Here is a 22119-nt window from a genome sequence, read left to right as displayed (position 1 = left end):
TTTATAGCATTCTGTTAATAAAATATTCGTAATACAGCACTATGTGTAACATAAGTATAAAGATTGTTTGTGTGTGGCTGTCTTTTTGATATTATTTATTTGAAAATAATTATTGATAATCCGGAGAGAAATTCTGATTTAGCCTTCCGGTTGCCCTTAAATACTCGGTTTCATAAATTTTATACTGTGTTTGTGCTTCGATGAGATTGCTTTTTGCCTGTTTCCACTGTGACTGTGCATCTAGCAAGTCTGTAAGCAGTGCCATCGAAACATTGTATTTGTTATTGGTTACTCTCAAATTCTCCTCCGCCTGTTTAAGTCCAACTTCTGCCGTCCTGATAAGTTGGTAACCGTCGTAAACATTTTTCAGAGCGCTTTGAGCTTCCAAAGTCATAAGCCGTGAGTTCCTGCTTAATTCCAGTTCTGCATTCTTGAAATCAAGCTTTGCTTTTTTTACTTTCTTCAGATTTGCACCCCACTCGAATATCGGAATATTCACAGACAGCATTACAGCCCCTAACCCGTCGCGGAATTCCTGTGAGTACGGCACCATGGTTCCGTTGCCTGCGTCAACCATACTGTTAAGCTTGATATTGCCGTAATATGTATATCCTGCTACAAGTCCTATTGTTGGCAGCATGTTTGCGCGCGACATCTGTATCTGCTTTTGAGTGGCATCCATCTGATGTTTGAGCAGATTGAGCTCCGGTCGTCCGTTAATATCCGCTGTCAGAAGTCCAGGCTCATTAACGTGTATCGTCGTGTCAGTAAGCTCAAGTTCTGCATTTGAGTCAATGCCGGTAATTCTGCATAGCGACATGCGGCATAAGTCCTCTCCGTTCTTTGCCTTCTGTATCTGGTATAAAATGTCACTCCTGCTTGCCTCTATCCTCAGAAGCTCATTCTCTGTGCTTAGCCCTGCCCCAACAGCGGTTTTCACTTGAGAATACAGCGAATCCATCTGTTCTTTATAACTGTCCAGCATTTTTACCTTTTGTCTGACGGCAATAAGTGTCCAGTATGCATTGTCAGCTTCCACCAGCACGTCCATCATTGTCATCCTTTTCTGTTCGGCAGCTATAGACTCTCCCAGTTTTGAGAGTTTCTTTCCTGTCATTATCTTTCCTCCTGCGTATAGTGGTTGAGTAAGGGTTATTCCTGCCATATACATTCCTCGCATTCTGAGGTCCATACCCATCATGTCCATATCCGGAAATACGTATGTTCCGGTGCCTGAAGCCTCGATTTTCGGAAGGAAAGCCGAAGTTGCTATTTTATTGTCCAGTTGCGACTGCTGGTATTTATGTTCTGCCTGTTGCAGGGATTCGCTTTGTGATAAAGCCATTTCCCGGCATGAAACCAGGCTTAGCTTTATTGTTTCCTGTGCTTTTATATTTATATTATGGATAAAAATAAAAGCTGTTGTTGTAAATAATATTTGAAAAAATCTGTATCTCATTTTTATAAAGATTGATGTATGTAATTAAGCTTTCTTTATATTGAAAAGTACCGTATATAAGACAGGCAATAATATCAATGTGATAATAGTTCCAACAGCCAGTCCTCCCATTATGGTGATAGCCATAGAGCTGTACATCGGGTCTGTGATGAGAGGTATCATACCAACTATAGTGGTGAGTGATGCCATCAATACCGGGCGTACTCTGGATACGGTAGCTTCTATAACTGCGGTATATGGCGTTTTCTTTTCTTCTGTCTGCAGTCTGTTTATTTCATCTACAAGTACAATTGCATTCTTGACCATCATGCCTATCAGTCCCATCATACCAATGATTGCCATAAATGTCATAGGCTGGTTTGTTGCCAACAGCGATGGCACTATGCCGCAGAATACGAACGGGAAGCATATCAGAATGAGTATAACCTTTTTCCAGCTGTTGAATAGCAACAGAAGTATTGCAAGAATTATAAAAATGGTAAGAGGTACATACTTCAAAAGGTTTGCAATGGCATCGCCTTGCAACTCTCCTTCGCCTACCCATCTCATGGAATATCCTGCCGGCAGTTCGATAGCTTCTATGTCTTTCTTTATTGTTTCCACCACTTTTGCCGGAGTCGCTTCATTGATTTCTGTATTAGGGTCACATTCCGCTTCAATGACTCTTTGACCGTTCAGACGCATAACCACATCTTCGTTCCATTCCATAGTGATGCTTTCCGCTACCCTGCTAAGAGGTGTTGAACGGAAAATCTTGTCTTGAAGTTCGCTCATGCCTTTTCCTCCGGCAATGGCTGAGTTGAGTTCATCATTTGAAAGATGCAGGTTCATCATGCTCCATACAGGAATATCGTTCAGGTCGCTTATGCGGCTTCCGTCTTCGTTTCTGACCAGCATGTTTACAATTATAGTCCTGTCCTGTTCGTTTATTACTCCTACAGGCATCCCGTCTGTAGCAGCCATAAGGGCGTTGGCTATGTCACTTCTTCCCACACCTGAACGCAGTGCGTCCTGTTGTAAATATTTTGTGACGTAAGATTTTCCGTAAGGTTTCCAGTTGTTTTGTACTGAATAAGGATCAACATATTCGCATTTCCTCATTATATCTTCCGCCTTGCCGCTCAATTCTTTCAGGACAGCCGGATCCGGACCGGCGAATTCCACTTCAACCGTATGCGATGTAGATATAGAGAAATTATATTTCCTGCAACGTATATATGCGTCAGGATATTTCTCCCTCAAAATACGTCTTACTTCCGGTATTTGTTTCATGACGGTATTGTAGTCCTTGCAGTCTATAATCAGTTCACCGTAACAATCACCGCCGGATGTCATAGGCCTTACAAGGCAGTAATGCGCGGGTGCGCTTCCCTGGCTGACAGCAATTCTTTCTATGTCTGGACGTTCTGATAACAGATTACTCATGTCCAGAAGTTTGTCGCGTACAACATTCGGACTGGTGGCAGAAGGGAAAAAGCATTCTACTACATATTGTTTATAATCGAAATCAGGGAAGAACATGTTTTTTACTTTCCCCATTCCTAAAACACATACAACCAGTATTGTGACTGCTATACCTATAGTTATTTTCTTATGTCCTATCAGTTGTGATATGGCATTACGTACAAACTTGTGTATCGGTGAATTCATTACAGTATTTGTTGCGTCGCCTACTGCATGTTCCCTTACAGGAAGCCACGTCTTGGCACATACCGGAACCTGTACGAGGGCCAAAATCCAACTTGCCAGAAGACTGACACATAATACAAGGAACAAGTCGCCTGCATATTCTCCCGCAGAGTCCGGCGAAAGGTAAACACACAAGAATGTGGAAGCAGCAATGACAGTAGCTCCAAGCAACGGCATGGCTGTGTTGTTCCCTATCCTATACAGGTAGTTTTTTGGTGACAGTCCGCGCTTTTTATCTATCAGAATACCGTCCATTATCACTACAGCATTGTCCACAAGCATACCCATAGCTACTATGAATGCTCCCAATGATATTCGTTGTAGTGTGGTTCCGCATACTAATAATATAGGGAAAGATACTGCAACAGTAAGTATAAGACCAAAACCTATAATCAGACCGCTACGGAATCCCATGGTGAATATCAGTACCAATATTACTATGGCTACTGATTCTACAAGATTCCACATGAATGATGATATGGCATCTTCTACCTTGTCAGGCTGGAAAAATATCTTCTCTGTATTCATTCCGGCAGGAATGCTTCTCATAATTTCACTGAGACGTTTATCCACTGCCTTACCTACATCGGGCACTATGGCTGACGATTCCATCGCGATACAGATTGCAAGCGCTGGCTTGCCGTTGACGAAGAAACCGTTCCTTTGAGGCTCGGAGTATGTCTTTTCAATTTTTGCTATGTCACCCAATCTTATCGTCTTGCCGTCTATAGTCTGTATCAGAAGATTCTTTATGTCGTTTTCATCCTTGCTTTCCGAGTCAACATAGATAGGAATAAGTTCGTTTCCGCCTTGATATTTTCCGGCATTTACTGTCTTGAAAGCACCTTGCAGAGTGGACATTATCTGTGTAGGTATTACCCCGTTCCTGGAAATCTGTTCTTTTGACAAAGTTATGTTTATAACCTCATCACGGTTACCTGCAATGTTTATTCTTTTTACCCCTTTTACACTTGACAGTTCACGTTTTATCAGTTTGGCGTATTTGTACATTTCAGGATAATCATATCCGTCGGCAGTAAAAGCGTAAAAAATGCCATAGACATCCATCATGTCGTCTATCACTATCGGGTCATAACATCCTTGAGGGAGTCTTGAGGATGCATCGTTTACCTTGCGGCGCATCAGGTCGAAGTGCTGTTCAAGGTCTTTTGTAAGGACTGTCATCTGGAATTCTACGGTAAACATAGCCATTCCGTTCCGGCATTCTGTCTTTATCTTGTTTACGTTTGGAAGAGCTCGTAATTCTTCTTCTATCATGAGTGCCACTTTGAGTTCAACCTCGTGTGCACTTGCTCCCGGATATGGCACTATCACCATTGCCTGCTTGGCAGAGACCGCAGGGTCCTCAAGTTTTGGCATCTGTATGAATGACAGTATTCCGGCAATTATTATAGCTGTTACGAACGACCAGAATAGCATTGGTCGTTTCATAAAGTATTCTGTAATTCTTGTCATATCAGTCCTCCGACATTACTCTTTTCCGGTTCTTCTATTACTGTTACCTTTTCTCCCTCCAGCAATGAGTTCACTCCTGCACGTACAATCCTTTCTGAGCCGTCCAGACCGTTGCTGACAATTACTTTCTCTCCTGAGAAATTGCTGTCAATGGTTATGATTCTTTTTTCTATCGTTGAATCTTCTTTCAGGACCCATACGCAAGAGTTGCCATCGCTCTTGAATACTGAACATAGCGGTATATTAAAGTTTCCGGTACTATCAGTATTCTCATTTACAGTCAAACATACCTCTATGTTCATGCCCGGAGTAATTTGTTTTTTCGGGTCTTCTTTAAATTTCAGACATAGTTGGTATAACTGGTTCCCGTCTGCTTTTGGTGATATGCTTATGAAATCCATAGGATATGTTTGTGATTCTTTTTCTGACGAAACCCTGCAGTCATAACTTATCACGTTATTGATGACTTTAAATGTACTTGACGGTAAATCGGTATTGACCTCCAGATGCGAGACATCAAGGAATGTAAATAATGGTGTACCTGCATCAACCATCTCTGCAGGCGAGAAATTTACTGTCTGTATGTATCCGTCAGTTGGTGAGTATAGTTTTGTATATTCAAGCTTGTTTTTGTTTACTTGAAGTTGAATTCCAAGTTGTTTCAGCCCGGCATTAGCTTTTTCGTAATCATTTGCCGAAACGCTTTTCTGTTCAAACAGCTTTCTTGTTCTTGCCACTTCATCTTTCAACTGGTCATATTGGATTTGAAGAGCATCAACGCCTAATTTATAATCTGCATCGTCAAGCTCTGCAAGAAGCTCGCCTTTCCTTACACGATCCCCTTCCTTTACGTGTATGTATTTTATCTGTCCGGCAGTTTTAAATCCTAAGCTGATTTCGTGTGCTTCACGGACTATTCCTGAATAACTTTTTGTAACAGTTTTACACGATGGTGAGGGACATGTTACTTCAACACTATGAACAGGTAAAGAGCTCTTTTGCGTTTTGCCGCATGAGCATAATATACATATTAATAATGTAGATGTACATACTAAATTCTTTTTTTTCATACTTAATATGTTTTTATGTTTATAATATACTCTTTTATTGTGCAAAATTGCCGATTTATTTATTCCCACATGTTATCAAAAAGGATGGCAAATTGGTCAAAAGGATTGAGAAATGGTGTATAATCATTTAATTTGTATATATTTGTTCTTCAAAAGGTATAATATGATTAGTTATGAAAAACGATAATATTTTTTTGAACTTAAATCTCAGTGATTTGTCAGCATTGCCGGATGCCATTCATATTGACAATAAGTTCATACTTATTGATAATTTTGATGATACGGAAAATGATGAGAACACTAAAGGATTGTCGTTTGCCAATTATCCTATGAAATTATCTTTTACAATAGTTATACTTATTGTTTCAGGAGGAATAAAAGTCAAGATTAATCTGGAAGATTTTGAGGCGGGTGCGGGTGATGCCATTACCGTATTCAAAGGGAATATAGGTGAATTCTGCAGCCTGTTGCCAAATACTCGTATTGCAGTTATTGCCTTTTCTGATGAATTTTTCAATGTGATGAAGCATATTGGTACTGCCATTTCCATACAGCAGCAGATTTATACAAACCCGGTGTCGCACATTGAAAAGGGATTCTTTGAAGATTCGCTTGACATATATAAAAAAATGAAATCAAAATTGTCCGAAGTTGATAATATATTTCGCGAAGGAGCTCTTCAGGGTTATACTCAGGTTTTGATGTTCAATGCCTACTATTATTTTACCAAAATGAAGAATAATGTGAATAGCTCTTCTGAATATAACAGGAACCAGGAAATCTATTCCCGTTTTATTCAGGCTGTTCAGAAGAATTACGTCCAAGAACGAAGTATAACGTATTATGCGGATTTGTTATGTATTTCGCCAAAATATCTTTCGCAGGTAATAAAGAATGTTACGGGAAGACTTGCCGGTGAGTGGATTTCCGATTATGTAATACTTGAAGCAAAAGCATTGCTGAAAAGTAATAAATATACGGTACAGCAGGTGTGTGATATGCTGAATTTTGCCAATCAGTCTTTCTTCGGAAAGTATTTTAAGAGGAAAACAGGAATGTCTCCTAAGGCTTATATGAAAAGCTAAAAGAAACGGATAGAATTGTTTTTGCGCAATCCTGTCCGTTTCTTTATTTTCTGTTCTGTATATGTTATGGCATGAATGCATCCATTATTTCTGTTGGTCTGCCATCCTCTGTAAATGCGCCGAGACGGTATTTGTTAGGTTTGCATTCAGGTTCCCAATAGAATACACCTTTGCAAATGCCATCAGTGCTTTCAATACATTTTGTTATTAACTTTCTCAGCAGTTTGTAACCTTTATTCAGTGTTTCCTTGTTGGCTAAGTTGCCATTATCGTCCGCACATTCCATTCCGGTTTCTACTATCATCACATCACAATTATATCTCTCATTTACGAGTCTTATATTCTCAATACAATCGTTTATGGTCTTTTCCGGAGTATATTCCGGTTTTTCCATCATTGTCCAGTAAGGATAGATAGACATTCCTATCATATCCCATTTGCCACCGTTTGCCTTCAGTTCATCGAAGAACCAGCGATACAGTTCTTTGTCGTATCCATTGTCAAGATGCACAATAACTGTAGAACCCGGAAAAACTGATTTTACTGCGTCATATCCAGAGTTAATAAGCTCTGCCAGGTTTTTCCAGTTCATTCTGAATTTTACAGCAGTTGATTTGCTTCCAGACTCTTTTACATCACATTCGCGGATATCATATGAAGCACCGCTTGTTTTCGGATTCTCATCCCAAAGCATACCCGGACGTATCTCATTGCCAACCTGTATCCATTTAGGAGTGATTCCTTCTGCTTTCAACGCTTCAAGAACATCTTTAGTATGGTCTGCCATTGCTGTCTTCAGCTTGTCAAAGCTGAGATTTTTCCATGCCGCAGGCTTATGCTGTTGCCCCGGGTCTGCCCACCAGTCACTGTAATGGAAATCTACCATCAGTTCCATTCCGTTTGCCTTGGCGCGGCGTGCCAGCTTAAGCATATCTTCCTTGCTGCTCCAACCTTCTTTAGGGTTAACCCATACACGAAGACGGATAGCATTAAGACCAAGTTCTTTCATCAGTGAGGTGCATTCCTTTTCTTCTCCTTTTTTATTGTAGAACTTGTGTCCTTGCGATTCCATTTCTGTGACCCAGCTGATGTCTGCACCTTTATAGAAAGGCTCATAATCTTCTTTTTCTGTCGAATATTCCGTTACAGGTATTTCAAACTCTCCTGTCTTCAATCCCTTGGCCGACGCGCGAAGACGAATCTTTCCAGGTTTCTCTCCTGCTTGTAGTATCACTGTCAGCATTCCGTTGAATGCATGCATCTCCGGTTTGTGGAACAAGTCAAGGCATGTAGGGTCACCATTGGCTGAGGCTCTGTACTTTCCGGCACCATCAACACGTAAGTTAACCAGACGTCCGTCTGTAGGACAGAGATTGCCGCCCTTGTCTTCAATGCGAAGAGTTACATAAGCCAAATCTTTACCATCGGCTTTAAGACTTGTGTAGTCTGAAACAAGTTTTATACGGTAAGGTTTTCCTGCGGTATGTATGGATTTTTCAGCGGCTTTACTACCGTCGCTGTTGTAAGCTATTACTTTTAGTTCTCCCGGCTGATATTTCACATTATGCCACATCAGACGATAACGGTTCACTACTGTAGAGCCGTTCTTTGTTCTTATTCCCTGGCTTACTCCGTTTACGAACAGTTCAGCCGAAGGATAGTTGGTATATACAAACACAGGTATATCTTTTCCTTCATATCCTTCCCAGTTCCAATGTGGCAATATATGGAGAGTTTCAACGTCTTTGTTCCATACACTTCTGTAAAGATAGTATCTGTCTTTAGGTATAGATGCAAGGTCTATTATACCGAACATTGAGCTATGGTTAGGCCATGCATCGGTGTCATATGGGCTTGGTTCGCCAAGATAGTCGAATCCGGTCCATACGAACTGTCCTATAGTCCATTCATGGTCTTCTGCAAGTGCGAAATCTATATCAGGAATGTTTGACCATGAACAGTATTCCAGGTCGTATGAAGAAGACTGGTGGTCATCGTATTTGGCGTCTGCTTTACTTTCAGCTGGGAACTTATACACTCCACGTGAGCTTACGGTTGAAGATGTCTCAGAGCCTAAAACTATGTTTTGAGGCAGTCTTTCATAAGCTTCTTCGTAGCGGTGTGCACGATAGTTGAATCCCGGGATATCAAGCATAGCTGCAAATCCATTGTTCAGTACACAGCTCACCTGGTCCATACCGCATGTAACAGGGCGTGTAGGGTCTTCCCTATGACAAATATCCTGCAGGAATTTTGCTACTTTATAACCCTCAGGACTACACTGTGTAGGCACTTCATTACCGATACTCCACATCACGACACATGCATTGTTACGATACTGTCTGAGCATGTTTACCATATCTTTTTCAGCCCATTCGTTGAAGAAACGATGATAGCCGTTGTCGCATTTTGCTATGTCCCATTCATCAAAAGGCTCAATCATCATCATAAAGCCCATTTCATCGCATAGCTTTACAAGTTCCGGAGCAGGCATATTGTGCGCAGTTCTGATAGCATCGCATCCCATGTCTTTCAGCAACTTCAACTGATGACGTAGAGCAGATACATTTACAGCTGCTCCAAGCGGACCTAAGTCATGGTGATTGCATACTCCCTGAAACTTACGGTGTTTTCCGTTAAGGAAGAAACCCTTGTCGGCTATATACTCTATTGTTCGTATTCCAAATGTTGTGGAGTATGTGTCCTGCAGAGTTCCGTTTGCGTAAATCTCTGAAACAGCTTTGTAAAGATTAGGTTCTTCAGGTGACCATAACAATGGATTGTTCACAACAAAATTCTGTGTGAACGGCTGTCCGTGATTTATAAATCCCTGGTTGTTCTTGATGGCAACAACCTTGCCTTCAGGGGAATATATTCTGGTGATTACTGTCAGTTTCTTTTTATCAGCATTTTTAATCTCTGTGCGAAGATTTACAGAAGCGTAATCCTTTCCTACATGAGGGGTAGTAATCTGTGTACCCCATACCGGAACATGTATCTTTTCTGTAGTTATTACATGCACATTTCTGTAAAGTCCGGCACCCGGATACCATCTTGAAGACTGAGGCCTGTTTTCAAGGCGTACGGCAAGGATGTTGTTTTTACCATCCTTGTTAATAAGGCTTGTAACGTCGCAGTGGAATGAGTTATATCCCAAAGGCCAGAAACATGCTTCCTGTCCGTTGACATATACACGAGCCTCACTCATTGCTCCATCGAATACGAGTGTAGTCTGTTTGTCATTGTCAACATTGAATGTGGTCCTATACCATCCCACACCTACATATGGCAGTCCTCCTGTACGTCCGGTTTTTACAGAAGCCTGTGTCTCAAAGTTCTGAGTGATAGCCACATTCTGCAAGTCATTGTTTCTGTCGAACGGACCGAATATAGCCCAGTCATGAGGAACTGTTACATTTTCCCATTTGCTGTCATTATAGTCAGATTCCTCAGCTCCGGAAGCCTCACCTTTAAAGAATTTCCATCCCTTTTCAAGGGTTTGAATGTTTCTTTGGGCATTTGCGTTGCCTGAGAATACAGGTACAAGAAAAAGTAATGCTGTTATTAATTTAGTCAGTTTCATTAAGTAAAAAGTTTATTATATTCAATAAGGTGTAAATAAAAAAGAAATAGATGATAAATGCCTTGTCGTTTTCTATAAATATAAGCTGTGTTTTTATATATATAACTTGTATTTATAAAAACATAAGTTGTGTTTATATATATACAGTCTGTATTTATAGAATATGTGCGTGCGGAATAAGTTTCTTTTCCGTTAGTAATGAAGATTTAAACAGCGCTTAAACACTGTTTAAACGCTGTTTAAATTTGTATTTGAATCTGATACCTATTGCATTATCTCTTGAAAGCGTTGAGTGAGTTCGTAGGATAGCCTTCATCATTGAACATACCTTTTTGGTATCCTTCCCATCCGGCATAGCATTGTGGTTCCCATGCGAACACTCCCAGGCATCCTTCAACTGCTTTAGCTTTCGTGATAAAATCTGTATAGAATGCTTCTGCTTCTTCGTAGTTCCATGGAATACCTATTTCACACATCATTACTTTAGTGTTGTATTTGCTTATTAGTGCTTGCATATTGGCTATGCAGTCATCATTCATCTTTTTCCAATCTTTTTTAGCCTCATTATCTCCATCCGGTTCCGGATAAAGTGACATTCCAATAATATCCCACTTAGCGCCATTTTCTTTTAATCCATCGAAAATCCAGTTATATCTGTTGGGATTATTACCTTCATCAATATGTATAATAACTTGTGCGTCTGGATATATTTCTTTTACAGCATTATATCCGCTTTTTACAAGTTCTGCAAAGTTTGCTGTATTTCCGTTTGATGCTTTTCCATCGTTCCAAAGCATACCAGTACGTGTTTCATTTCCAACTTGTACCCATTCTACATCAATTCCTTTATCTTTAAGTGCAGATAATACGTCTTTTGTATGTTCTGATACCGCATTTTTAAGTTCGTCAAAACTATAATTTTGCCATGCTGCCGGCTTTGTCTGATTTCCCGGATCAGCCCACGTATCACTATAGTGGAAGTCAATCATCAGTCTGTATCCTAGATTATGAGCTCTCCATGCTTTGATGATTACATCTTCTTTTGAGCACCATCCTTCTTCAGGGTCAACCCAGACACGCAGTCTTATGGCATTCATTCCGAGTTCACGAAGCAGTTCCATACATTCACGTTCTCTACCTTTTGAATCGTAGAATTTTCTGCCTGATGCCTCCATTTCTGTAAGCCAGCTTACGTCTGCTCCTCTTGCAAATCCGGTCATGTCATACCCATCTGTAGGATCATCTGTTCCTTCTGTTTCAGGGAATGTAGGTTTTTCATCATTGTTACATGATGTTGTCATGGCTCCGCATACTATTGCAAACGCCATGAATAAGTATTTAAGTTTTTTCATGATTTTATTCAGTTTATTCGGTTATTTCTTTATAACTCCATGTCATTGTATTTAAATCTACTGTTATTGAAATATTCAGTGTAACATTCCAATCATAACCATAAATCCAAAGGGCACCGGCACCTATAGATAATTCTTGTCCGTTAGGGTTGCTTTCACTCCATGTACTTCCGTATAAGGAATATGTGCTTTCATCTACGAATATGAAATCGAAATTATATAATCCATTGAATATACCTTTATAAACTCCTACTGACTCTTTGGATAATGTTATTATTTTTTCAGTGATGGTAGAGTTTGTCTTATCATACTTGTACATGGTTATTTCTTCTGGAAAATCTTCTTGATTATCTGTATAGCTCCATGTTCCTTCACTTAAATTTACTGTAATGGTTACGTTTACCGTATTACCGCCATTAAACCACATATCCCATTTATCTTCAGATGATGAGAGTTTAGTGTTGTCGTTGGGGGCACAACCATACCATACGGAGTTTGTTCTATCAATAATCTGGAAATCAAGTTTATCACCTGAATATGTACCAGTATAGATACCTTTGTCTTTATTTACCAGATTTAATGTCGTTAGAGCTACTTCACTGCCATCATCATTGTAATGTACTACATCAAGAGTCTGAGAATACGATGACGGTATGTCTGTTCCTCCAGCTTCAACATATACTTTTCTGTCGTTTGGATTTATTAAATCCAGTTTTATAGTACATTCTCCAGCCTCTGGTATTGTTACAGAAATATTTCCTGCGTTGTCAGCAAGTACAAGATTATTGTTTTCATTTGCAAATGCAACGTTTACAGGAATGCCTGCGCCGTCGTTTGTTCCGGTCTCTACATTCCATTGATCACCGTTTCCGGAGATTGTAATGGTCTTTTCTCCTGCCTCAGTAGCGGTGAATGATGCTATCCATAAATTGTTTTCCTTGTCCAAAGTCAGGTTGATAGGGTTTTCACCTAGTCCTGATATAGCTAGAGAAGATATATAAAGTGCATCCCAAGTAGCTTCCTTTGTATTGACATTTACGTAGTAGCAACCAGTACTTCCCGGGAACCACATATTTTGTCTGTTGTTTCCTGCGTCACTTGTTATGTGGAAAGCTCCTTCATCACCAGCTGTTCCCCACATCAATCCGTTTCCTTCCTTAAGGAAGTAATGATACCATCCGTATGGAGTAAACATGAAACCACTGTATATTCCATTAGCCTCTGGAGAATATAAGATTACACCTGTTTCTCCCAGGTTAGCATTGTCATTGTTAGACTCAACAACTATTCCCGTGTTCATATCTATAACATACGGTGTAATAGCAACTCTTACCACATTACTATAGGCATAAGGTATGTTTTCGCCTGTTGTGCTTCCGAGGCGGAAGAATACATTATTCGCTTCACCGACCTTTGCTCCAAGTTCGTTTACAATAGAGTTAAGTTCACCACCATTGTAAGCTATAGAGTTAGATGTAGTTTCATTTTTGTAAACCTGTCCGGAGAAATCCTCTGACAGTGAAATCTCCATATAGTTTTTTGCTTTTGCAGCTGTTCCTACAGTTGTGTCGCTTATCTGTACATCCTGTCCTTTCCACGCAAACGATAGAACAATTTTTTGTGACATTTCAGATGTTAGAACGACATTGTCTGTAGTAGCTATGAGTTCACCTGAACCTAAACTTTGGAGATAAATTTTGTCTCCATCCTTCTCGCAAGATATTAATGCAAAGATTGATGCGAGGGTTATAAATATTTTATTTAAAGTTTTCATTTTATCCATTACTGTTTAAGGTTAATACTCTTCATTTTTCAGATTTGGATTGGCTGTCAGTTCTGCCGATGGAATAGGATAGTAATTGTATTTACTGTCAACAGAAGTGCCGTTACTTGATCCTCCTTTGAACTCCCACATATATTCTGCAGTAGTAAAGCGGTTGAAACGTATAAGGTCTGTACGTCTGCTGCATTCCCAGTAAAGCTCACGGGCACGTTCATCAAGGAAGAACTGGAAATTATTTTCTTTAAGGTCTGTTTCTGTTACGTCCTGACTGTTATTGCCGAAAGCGCGTCCTCTCAATTCGTTTACATATCCCACTGCAATAGCTATATTTCCATTTCCTCCACGTGCAGTTGCTTCAGCATACATCAGATACACATCTGCTAATCTGAATAATGGATAGTCTGTATTTACCCCTCCTATATCTGTATTTGAGGCTGCTTCTCCATTGTCGTTCAGATTTGTCCATTTTTCAACAAGCCATCCGGTTGAAGCATCTTCCAGAGAGGTTACTTCTTGTGTCTGTCCGTCTGTGTAGAAACATCCTCTGCTGTCACCCTCTTCAAATAGGTCTGAAACAGCCTGACATATTCTCATTGACCCCCATCCTTTAGTCACTCCATAATCAGCAGGTTTCTGTGTAGCTGATGTTTGGCTTATAGCCCCGCATACCATATATGTTGATGAACCCCAAGAAATGGTGGTATTTGCATCAACAGGAAGAGTAAAAATTATTTCGTTTGTACGCAGATGGTTGTCTGCATTGAAAAGTTTTTTGTAGTCAGATTCAAGTGAATATCCCTGTCCTATTGCGCTTTGGCATGCAGCTACACATTCGTCGTATCTTGTATCTCCAATATAAGTTTGAGCATTTAGATATAGCTTCGCAAGCAGTGTATATGCAGCACCTTTTGAAGCACGTCCGTAAGGACATTCGTCTTTGCTCAGAAGGTCATTTTCTATCGCTTTAAGTTCAGACTCGATGTATCCGAACATATCCTTTGCCATATAGCGTGGAGGAATATAGCTTCCGACAGGATCGTTTTCTGTTACGAAAGGAATATTTCTGAACAAATCCATTGCGTGATAATAGAAAAGGGCACGCATAAAACGTGCTTCTGCACGATAATGAACTATTTCGCTGCGTTCGCTTTCTGAAAAACCACTTATTTTCTCGTCTGTCGCATTACGCAGAAATTCGTTACATAACGCGATATTATAATATATACGGTAATACATGTCGGCGACCCAAGGATTGTTGGCGTCCCATGAAAGGTTGCTTATATCAGTCAGATTATCACCACTGAGCCAAGTATATGCCACTTCATCTGTTCCTACTTCCTGAAGATTGAAATAGCAACGTATGTAGTCTTGTCCGTAATTGCTGGAGAGGTCCAGATTTCCATCTTTACCTTGTCCGGTTGTTACCATTGATACATATATTTTTCCCAATACGCTTTTATAGTTTTGCAGGTTGGTATATACACTTTCCGATGTAATATCTTCATGTGGATACTGGTCAAGGTCGCCTATACAAGATGTCGCAAACATTGCGGCTGTACACACTGACAATATGTAGATATATTTTTTCATGATTCTGTATTTTTATAATTAGAAATTAAGACCGATGTTTAAAGAGAATGTTCTTGGACGAGGATAGAACGTATTGTCCATTCCGTTTGGAACTTCCGGATCTACTCCGCTGTATTTTGTTATGCAGAATACGTTCTGTATCATTGCGCTTACATTCAGATTGCATGTATTGAATATCTTTCCGAAATTGTATCCCAAAGTAAGGTTGTCCATTTTCAGGAATGATGCATTCTCTACATAATAATCTGACAAATGCTGGCGTGTCTGGAAACCTGTTTCAAGATAACTTGCCGACAGGTTGTTGAGCTGTGCTGCGTTGTAGCTCATAGTTTCCATAGCTCCTGTGTTCATTGCCATTCCGTTATATACATAGTTGCCTATGTTTGCTCTGAAACTCATACCTAGGCTCCAGTTTTTCCAATTGAGCGATGTACTTAATCCCATAATATAGTCAGGGGCAGGAGAGTGATAACGGTATAAGTCGTCTGAGTTTATCACACCGTCCTTGTTAAGGTCGGCATATGCACCTTCGATAGGCTTTCCGGTCTTTTCATCGTAAAGCTGTTTGTAGACGTAGAACATGTAAGGTTCATATCCTTCAGTAAGTGTCTGGAACTGGTAACCGTCTATTGAAGGGCCTACAGGAGTATTTGTCACTTCTCCTCCTTCTACGATAGAAAGATTTTTAACCTTCATTTTCTGCCATGTCATATTGAAACTGATATCCCAGCTGAGATCCTTTGTCTTTATAGGAGTGGCATTCAGTGAGAATTCAATACCCTGGCTGTCAACATTACCTACGTTTGTAGTGATAGTCTTGTCGAATGTAGAACCAGCAGCTGCCGGAACAGTGGCAATAAGGTCTTTTGTCTGACGGGTATAATAATCGAAACTACCTGTGATACGGTCTTCAAGGAATCCGAAATCGAAACCATAGTTCCATGAAGTTGTAGTTTCCCATTTCAAGTCTGACACATATGCTTCAGGACGATAGGTATAGATGTATTCATTACCCATGATGGCTTGAGCGCCATCCTGGCTCTGTGTATATATAGGCAGATAATTGTAGTTTCCTATACCGTCCTGCTGTCCTGTTACACCATAGCTGGCACGCAGTTTCAATGTACTGAGTACATTCTGGTTTTTCATGAATTCTTCTTCAGAAATTCTCCATCCCAAAGCTACAGAAGGGAATGTACCCCATCTCTGTTCTTTGGCAAAACGTGAAGTGGCATCACGGCGCATAGTAGCTGTGAGCATGTATTTTGAGCCGAATGAATAATTCAAACGTCCATAGTATGACAGAAGTACGTGTCTCTCGTCTGTAGCTTTATATGATGTCTGTATTTCACCTGCCGCGTTCATGCTTGCCGAAGCCGGATTTACGGATTTCCAGTACTGATAGTCATAACCTATTGTCGCATCGAAACTGCTGTTCAGTGACTCTACCATCTTGTTGTAGTTGGCATAGATTGTAAGAAGTCTGTTCTCATTTTTTTGAGGGCCGTATGGATAGTAGTAACCGCCTGTAGTATAATATTGGGCAGCTTCAGGATTTACATAGTCTGAACCTTCGCCTTGTGCATAGTCGTAACCTAATGTAGCATGGAGTTTCAATTCCGGAAGGAAATGCATACGATAGTCAACATCGAAGTTACCGATGAAACGTATAACCTTACTGTGCGCATCGCGCTGTTCCAATAAGCCTAGAGGATTCAATACGCCACCTGTTACAGGTTTTCCATCGCTTGCAAGTCCTTCGGTATATCCTCCGAATGCGTCATTTCCTGAATAAACCGGTATGGTAGGATTCATTGTAGAGGCTCCCCATATTGCACTTGTATTTGCAAACTGGTTTTTATTCATTGAAGCCTTTGCATTGATGTTGAATTTCAGATGGTCGTCAAAGAATGACGGTGACAATGACAAGCTGCCTGTTACCCTGTTTGCGTTGTCGGTCTTGAGCAGACCGTCCTGATTGTAATATCCTACAGAAACACGTATTGGAAGATTAGGAAGCACCTTACCTGATAGGCTAAGGTTATTATCAGTGCCAAAGGCATTGTGATAAATATAGTCGTTCCAGTCAGTTCTTTCAGTACCTAACAATGCCTGTTGTGCTGCCGAGCCCTGAGTCTTTACTACATTCACAAATTCATCGTAGCTAAGCATATCAGCCATGCGCGTGCGTGTCTGTATTGAGTTAGTTGTACTGAATGTTACTTTCAATTTGTCCGAAGCACCTTTCTTGGTCGTTATAATGATAACACCGTTTGATGCACGAGAACCATAGATTGCCGTAGAAGAAGCATCCTTAAGGATTGTCATGCTCTCGATGTCGTTTGGATTGATGAGGCTTAGGAAATTACCGTCGTTACCGCTGATACCTCCCTGTTCCAAAGGTACACCATCGAGTACGATAAGCGGGTCGTTGCTGGCATTAAGTGAAGCACCTCCACGTACACGTATTGTGCTACCTGCAGTTGGCGAACCACTGTTTGACATAATCTGTACACCGGAAATCTTACCGTTGATAAGCTGTTCTGGAGAACTTACCAGACCTGTGTTGAAGTCTTCGCTTGAAACGTTTGTTACCGAACCTGTAAGGTCGCTCTTCCTTTGAGTTCCATATCCGATAACAACTACATCGCTAAGCATTTGTGTGTCCGGTACAAGTTTTATGTTTATGGTATTCTGGTTGGAGTCCATAACCTGTGTATTATATCCAATATATGAAAACTGGATATTGCTTCCTTTGGGAACTTCAAGTGTGAATTTTCCGTCGAAGTCTGTAATTGTACCGATTGTTGTGCCTACCGCAAGGACACTTGCCCCTATAAGCGGCTCGTTGTTTTCGTCTAAAACTGTACCTGTGATAATTACGTTTCCTGCTTGTTGCGCGAGGACTGCGAAAGTATTTCCGGCCCATATTACCGAGAGTAACAATACTTTCAGAAGAATTTTAGTGTTGCCTTTCATATTACGTATTAATTTTTTGTTATCGCAAAAGTAAGGAACATGTTATTAGTTAAGGGAAAAATATTGGACATATGAAGACAGAAATAGGACAAAAAGCACAAATGTCCTATTTCTTGTCCTTTTTATTGCTTATGTTGTTTATTCTGTCTGTCCGTTACCGGCTGAGTATTGTTTTGGCGTTTTGCCGAATATACTTTGGAAACTTTTCGAGAAGTACGAAGGATTTGAATATCCTACCATGTACATAACTTCGGCCACAGAGAACTTCTTTTGCTGTAATAGCATTGCCGCTTTTTTCATCCTTATGGATTTTATATATTCCACTGGTGAAAAGCCTGTCAGTTGCTTTATTTTCCTGTATATTTGTTTGCTTCCTGTTCCTGACAGTTCGGAGAGGGCGTTTACGTTAAGATCGCTGTCGGCTATGTGGTCTTCTATTATTTTTGTTATGTTGATAAGGAACTTTTCATCGGCCGAGGCACTGTTTTCTACCTGTTTTGGTGAGCCTATTTTTTCTATTCTGGCCTGTGCCTCAAATGTCTCTTTCTTATGTATTAGCAACTCAACTTTTCCGGTCAGTATTTCAGCGTCGAAAGGCTTTTGTATGAATGCGTCTATTTGTAGCTTTATACTGTTTCTTATAGTCTCCGAGTCGTCTTTTGCCGAGAGCATGATTATAGGTATGGTGGCTGTAGGCATGTTTTTCTTCAATATTTTACACATCTCCAGCCCGTTCATTACCGGCATCATATAATCGGTTATAATAAGGTCTGGTTTGTTTGTGTTCAGTATTTCCAATGCCTGCTTTCCGTTTTGTGCATATATACATTTATATTTGTCGGATAATATATTTTTAATCAGATTGTAAACATCTTTGTTGTCATCCACTATCAGGATTGTTGGCAAATCTTGTTTGTCTGTCGCATCGTTTTCTTCGCATATTGTTTCATTGTCCGTATTTAATGCCTTGTCAATCGGGAATGTCAGCGAGAAAACCGTTTTCTCTTTGTTGGAGAATACATTTACCGTTCCATTGTGCAGTTCCGTATATGTTTTTACGAGATATAGTCCTATGCCTGTTCCTTCATAGTGTTTCTTTGTAGCCGACGACTGGAAGAATCTCTGGAAAATGTATGCCTGTTCGCTTTCAGGAATACCTATTCCATTGTCTGAAACTTTTATATTAACTTCTCCTTTTTCGTCATCATAGATTATTTCTATAGATATTTTTCCTCCCGTTGGAGTATATTTCATGGCATTCGACAACAAGTTCCCTATTATCGATTCTAGTTTTATTACATCCATGTCAACAAACAGTTTATCCACATTCGCGGAAAAATTCCATATATGATTTCCTTCCGTTTCTGCGTCTTTCTGCTTTTCATATATCTCATGTATTGAAGATATAAGCTCTATTCTTGAGGTTATAAGTATATGCTCATTATCTTCCACCCTGTTCATTTCTATCAGTTTGTGGATTTTGGCGTTTAGGTTTACTGCATTCTTATAAACTAAGTTCAGCATTTCTTTCTGTTTCGGATCTTTTGTTTCCAGCAGCAGTTTGCTGACAGGTGTAACAATCATTCCTACCGGATTTTTCAGGTCATGCGAAAGGTTCGACATAAATCTTATCTTTTGTCGTGTCTGTTCCAGAATTTTCTTTTTCTCAAGTTTTTCAATGTGAAGCCTGTTTTTTACCACGAAGAAATTTATTATCCAGCATACCAGTCCTATTGCAAGCAATATATACAATACTTTAGCCTCTATTGACAGATATATAGGAGGCAATATTTTTATATTGGCTATTTTGTATTTGATATCGCTGTTTTCCATATGCTTTACATACAATTCAAAATTTCCGTAAGGCATATTGTTATATACAATTATGTTTGAATTGTTGTTTACGTAATGCCATTCCGAGTCAATTCCAGACATCATGTACATGAAACCGTTTCTTTGTGAAGTGTTGTACTGAAAGTCCGAGAACTCAAATTTAAGGTTATTCTCCTTATAGTTGAAAGTAAAATGTTGACTGGCTGTAATGCCTTTTGATATATGGTCATTGTTTACCGACAATGCTGTGAGGTATATCCTGCCGGCATTTCCTGTGTCGTTTATTATTTCTGGCTCGCAGTATCCTATACCGTCATAACTGCCCATATAGACTTTTCTGTTATCTTTATCATAATACAAGCTGCTGAATATTTTTCCGTTGATATTTATCTTTTTCACATCAAGCGTTTCCTTGTTTACATAAAACAGCCCTTTAGCGGATGAAATCCATATGTTACCGTCTATTTCTGCAAGATGAAGTACATTGTTTTCCTTCCACTCTGTTCCTGTTTTTGATATGATTCCGGAATTAGGGTCAATTCTGGAAATACTTTTGTTTGTGCTAATCCATATCATCCCTTTCGAGTCGCATATAAGGAATTCCGGGTATTCGTCATTCTCTGTACATACAGAATAATTATAAATTTTTCCGTTTTCGGAGTCTATTTTCTGTACTTCTTTTGTGTTATACATTACCACCCATGCATTACCTTTCTTGTCTGTTACGGTTTGTTTCACGAACATACTTTTCAGGCCGTTGGCTGTTGTATAGTTCTTGTCAGCTATACATATTCCGGAACTGCATTTACGCAATTTGTTTTTATTCACTACAAATATACCTCCAAGACAACTGCTAATCCATAGATTGTTGTCGTTGTCTTCTGAAATGTAATAAGCCCAGTTTGAGTTGTGTGTGTATGTGGAATCCATTATGGAATAGTGTATAAACTTGCCGAATTTGTCGTCATACCGTTCTATACTGCCGTCAGTAGCAATCCACAGGTCATTTGATTTATCCTCGAATATATGCCGTATTCTGTTGTGCGACAGTTCCGAGTTTTTCTCTCCAACTTTAAACCATCTGCTTTTCTCTATATTGTTTGTTCCTTCCGTCTGTAATAATCCGTCAGTACCTCCAAACCAGTATCTTCCCTTACTATCCTTAAGAATGGTATAAAACATATTACCGTCATTGGTATTGCTTAATTCCCAAACCGGAATGAATGTATATTTATTGCTATTGTCTGTATATGATATACCGTTATCTGTACCGAGCCAGATATTTTGTGCTTTGTCTGTAGTTATGCACCATATAATGTTGTTTGATATAGACTGGCTGTTCCTTGAGTCGTGGATATAGTGCTTTTGTGTCTGTCCATCGGAAGAATATACGTACAGTCCGTTGTCGGTACCTATCAGCAGGTTCTTTTCGGAATCGTAACTCAGAGATTTTATTGAATTTCCGGTAAAATACGGTATTAGTATTGTAGTTCCGTTATTAATGTCATGACGGAACAGATTTCCTTCTGTACCTATCCAGATTATTCCTTTTTCTTTATTTTCTAACAGAACGTTTACGAAGATGTTTTTCCATGTCCTGTCTGTTGGGATATTTATAGAAGTTATGTTGTTGGAGTTGTCTATTTTGCATAATCCGTTGTAAGTGCCTACATACATATTTCCGTCTGCGGCTTTTATTATGGAATATATGGTTTTATGTGGTAATTTGTCTGTAGGAAATTCATATGTCGTCTTTGTTTCTATGTTATAGCGGAACAGTCCGTCCAGGGTTCCTATCCATAGCTCATTTCCGGAGAGTGTGAAACATCTGATGTCTTTAATCTTCTCTTGTCTGTGGTCATAGTACGTCCCTTTGGGGGTATTGTATGAAAAAAGTCCGTTATCTGTTCCTATAAATATTGAGTCAGAATGTATAAGTCCACAATATATTCTGGTTTCATATTTTTCTTTTTCTGTATTATGCTGAAAGAATGAATATCCATCATAGCTGAAAAGTCCTTTATTTGTTCCTGCCCATATCATTCCCAAAGAATCCTGCATTATGCATCCAAAGACTGAGGCGTTTGTGTTTGTATGCATTCTGCTGAACTGCATGTATGACACAACTTGTCCTGAGAGTACAGAAAAATATGATATGAATAGGATTATTATGTATATGGTATTTTTCATTTAGTGTATGGATAGTATAGTTGTTTTATA

The 22119-nt window shown here is 39.6% G+C and carries 9 protein-coding genes and 2 pseudogenes; 1 reads left to right on the top strand and 10 read right to left on the bottom strand.

The genetic code is table 11. The annotated features are described in order from the left end of the window. Nucleotides 1-109: 109 nt before the first annotated feature. The 3 genes from NW213_RS11730 to NW213_RS11720 all read right to left on the bottom strand — a co-directional run bounded on the left by NW213_RS11730 (nt 110) and on the right by NW213_RS11720 (nt 5694). A complete protein-coding gene (locus NW213_RS11730) occupies nt 110-1345 on the bottom strand; it encodes a TolC family protein (protein WP_258322881.1) in 1236 nt (411 codons plus the stop codon). Nucleotides 1346-1483: 138 nt separating this feature from the next. After that, the gene (locus NW213_RS11725; protein WP_258322880.1) at nt 1484-4624 is read right to left on the bottom strand and encodes an efflux RND transporter permease subunit; all 3141 of its coding nucleotides are present in this window, start codon (nt 4622-4624) and stop codon (nt 1484-1486) included. Beyond that, nucleotides 4621-5694, bottom strand: coding sequence for an efflux RND transporter periplasmic adaptor subunit (locus tag NW213_RS11720; protein WP_258322879.1), 1074 nt, complete (start codon nt 5692-5694; stop codon nt 4621-4623). Before NW213_RS11720 ends, NW213_RS11725 begins: the two co-directional genes overlap by 4 nt. A 173-nt stretch (nt 5695-5867) precedes the next feature. On the opposite strand from NW213_RS11720, the gene NW213_RS11715 reads away from it, so the two are divergent. Continuing rightward, on the top strand, nt 5868-6779 hold the full coding sequence (locus tag NW213_RS11715) for an AraC family transcriptional regulator (RefSeq protein WP_258322878.1): 912 nt from the start codon (nt 5868-5870) through the stop codon (nt 6777-6779). A gap of 64 nt (nt 6780-6843) precedes the next feature. Here the strand turns inward: NW213_RS11715 and NW213_RS11710 are convergent. From NW213_RS11710 to NW213_RS11680, 7 genes and pseudogenes are all read right to left on the bottom strand, one after another. Further along, nucleotides 6844-7872, bottom strand: a pseudogene (locus tag NW213_RS11710) (arabinogalactan endo-beta-1,4-galactanase); the annotation flags it as partial. A gap of 57 nt (nt 7873-7929) precedes the next feature. Further along, nucleotides 7930-10362: pseudogene (locus NW213_RS11705) on the bottom strand (glycoside hydrolase family 2 TIM barrel-domain containing protein); the annotation flags it as partial. Between the two features lie 272 nt (nt 10363-10634). Continuing rightward, nucleotides 10635-11714 (bottom strand): glycosyl hydrolase 53 family protein, encoded by a 1080-nt coding sequence (locus NW213_RS11700; RefSeq protein WP_204403169.1) that lies wholly within the window; start codon nt 11712-11714, stop codon nt 10635-10637. A 13-nt stretch (nt 11715-11727) separates the two neighbouring features. Further along, nucleotides 11728-13488, bottom strand: coding sequence for a DUF5114 domain-containing protein (locus NW213_RS11695; protein ID WP_204507512.1), 1761 nt, complete (start codon nt 13486-13488; stop codon nt 11728-11730). A 21-nt stretch (nt 13489-13509) separates the two neighbouring features. Continuing rightward, nucleotides 13510-15087 carry a RagB/SusD family nutrient uptake outer membrane protein gene (locus NW213_RS11690; protein WP_204403173.1) on the bottom strand — a complete coding sequence of 526 codons (1578 nt, stop codon included), beginning with the start codon at nt 15085-15087 and terminating at the stop codon, nt 13510-13512. An 18-nt stretch (nt 15088-15105) separates the two neighbouring features. Then, complete coding sequence (locus NW213_RS11685; RefSeq protein ID WP_258322877.1) at nt 15106-18066, bottom strand: TonB-dependent receptor; 2961 nt, start codon at nt 18064-18066, stop codon at nt 15106-15108. 138 nt (nt 18067-18204) lie between these two features. After that, nucleotides 18205-22089 carry a two-component regulator propeller domain-containing protein gene (locus NW213_RS11680; protein ID WP_258322876.1) on the bottom strand — a complete coding sequence of 1295 codons (3885 nt, stop codon included), beginning with the start codon at nt 22087-22089 and terminating at the stop codon, nt 18205-18207. Nucleotides 22090-22119: the final 30 nt, after the last annotated feature.

Origin of the sequence: Bacteroides sp. ET336 (assembly GCF_024733815.1) — a bacterium.
In the GTDB taxonomy this organism is placed as follows: Bacteria; Bacteroidota; Bacteroidia; order Bacteroidales; family Bacteroidaceae; genus Phocaeicola; species Phocaeicola cellulolyticus.
The sequence above is the reverse complement of the archived record's forward strand: the minus strand, read 5'-3'. Positions and strand labels throughout refer to the sequence as shown.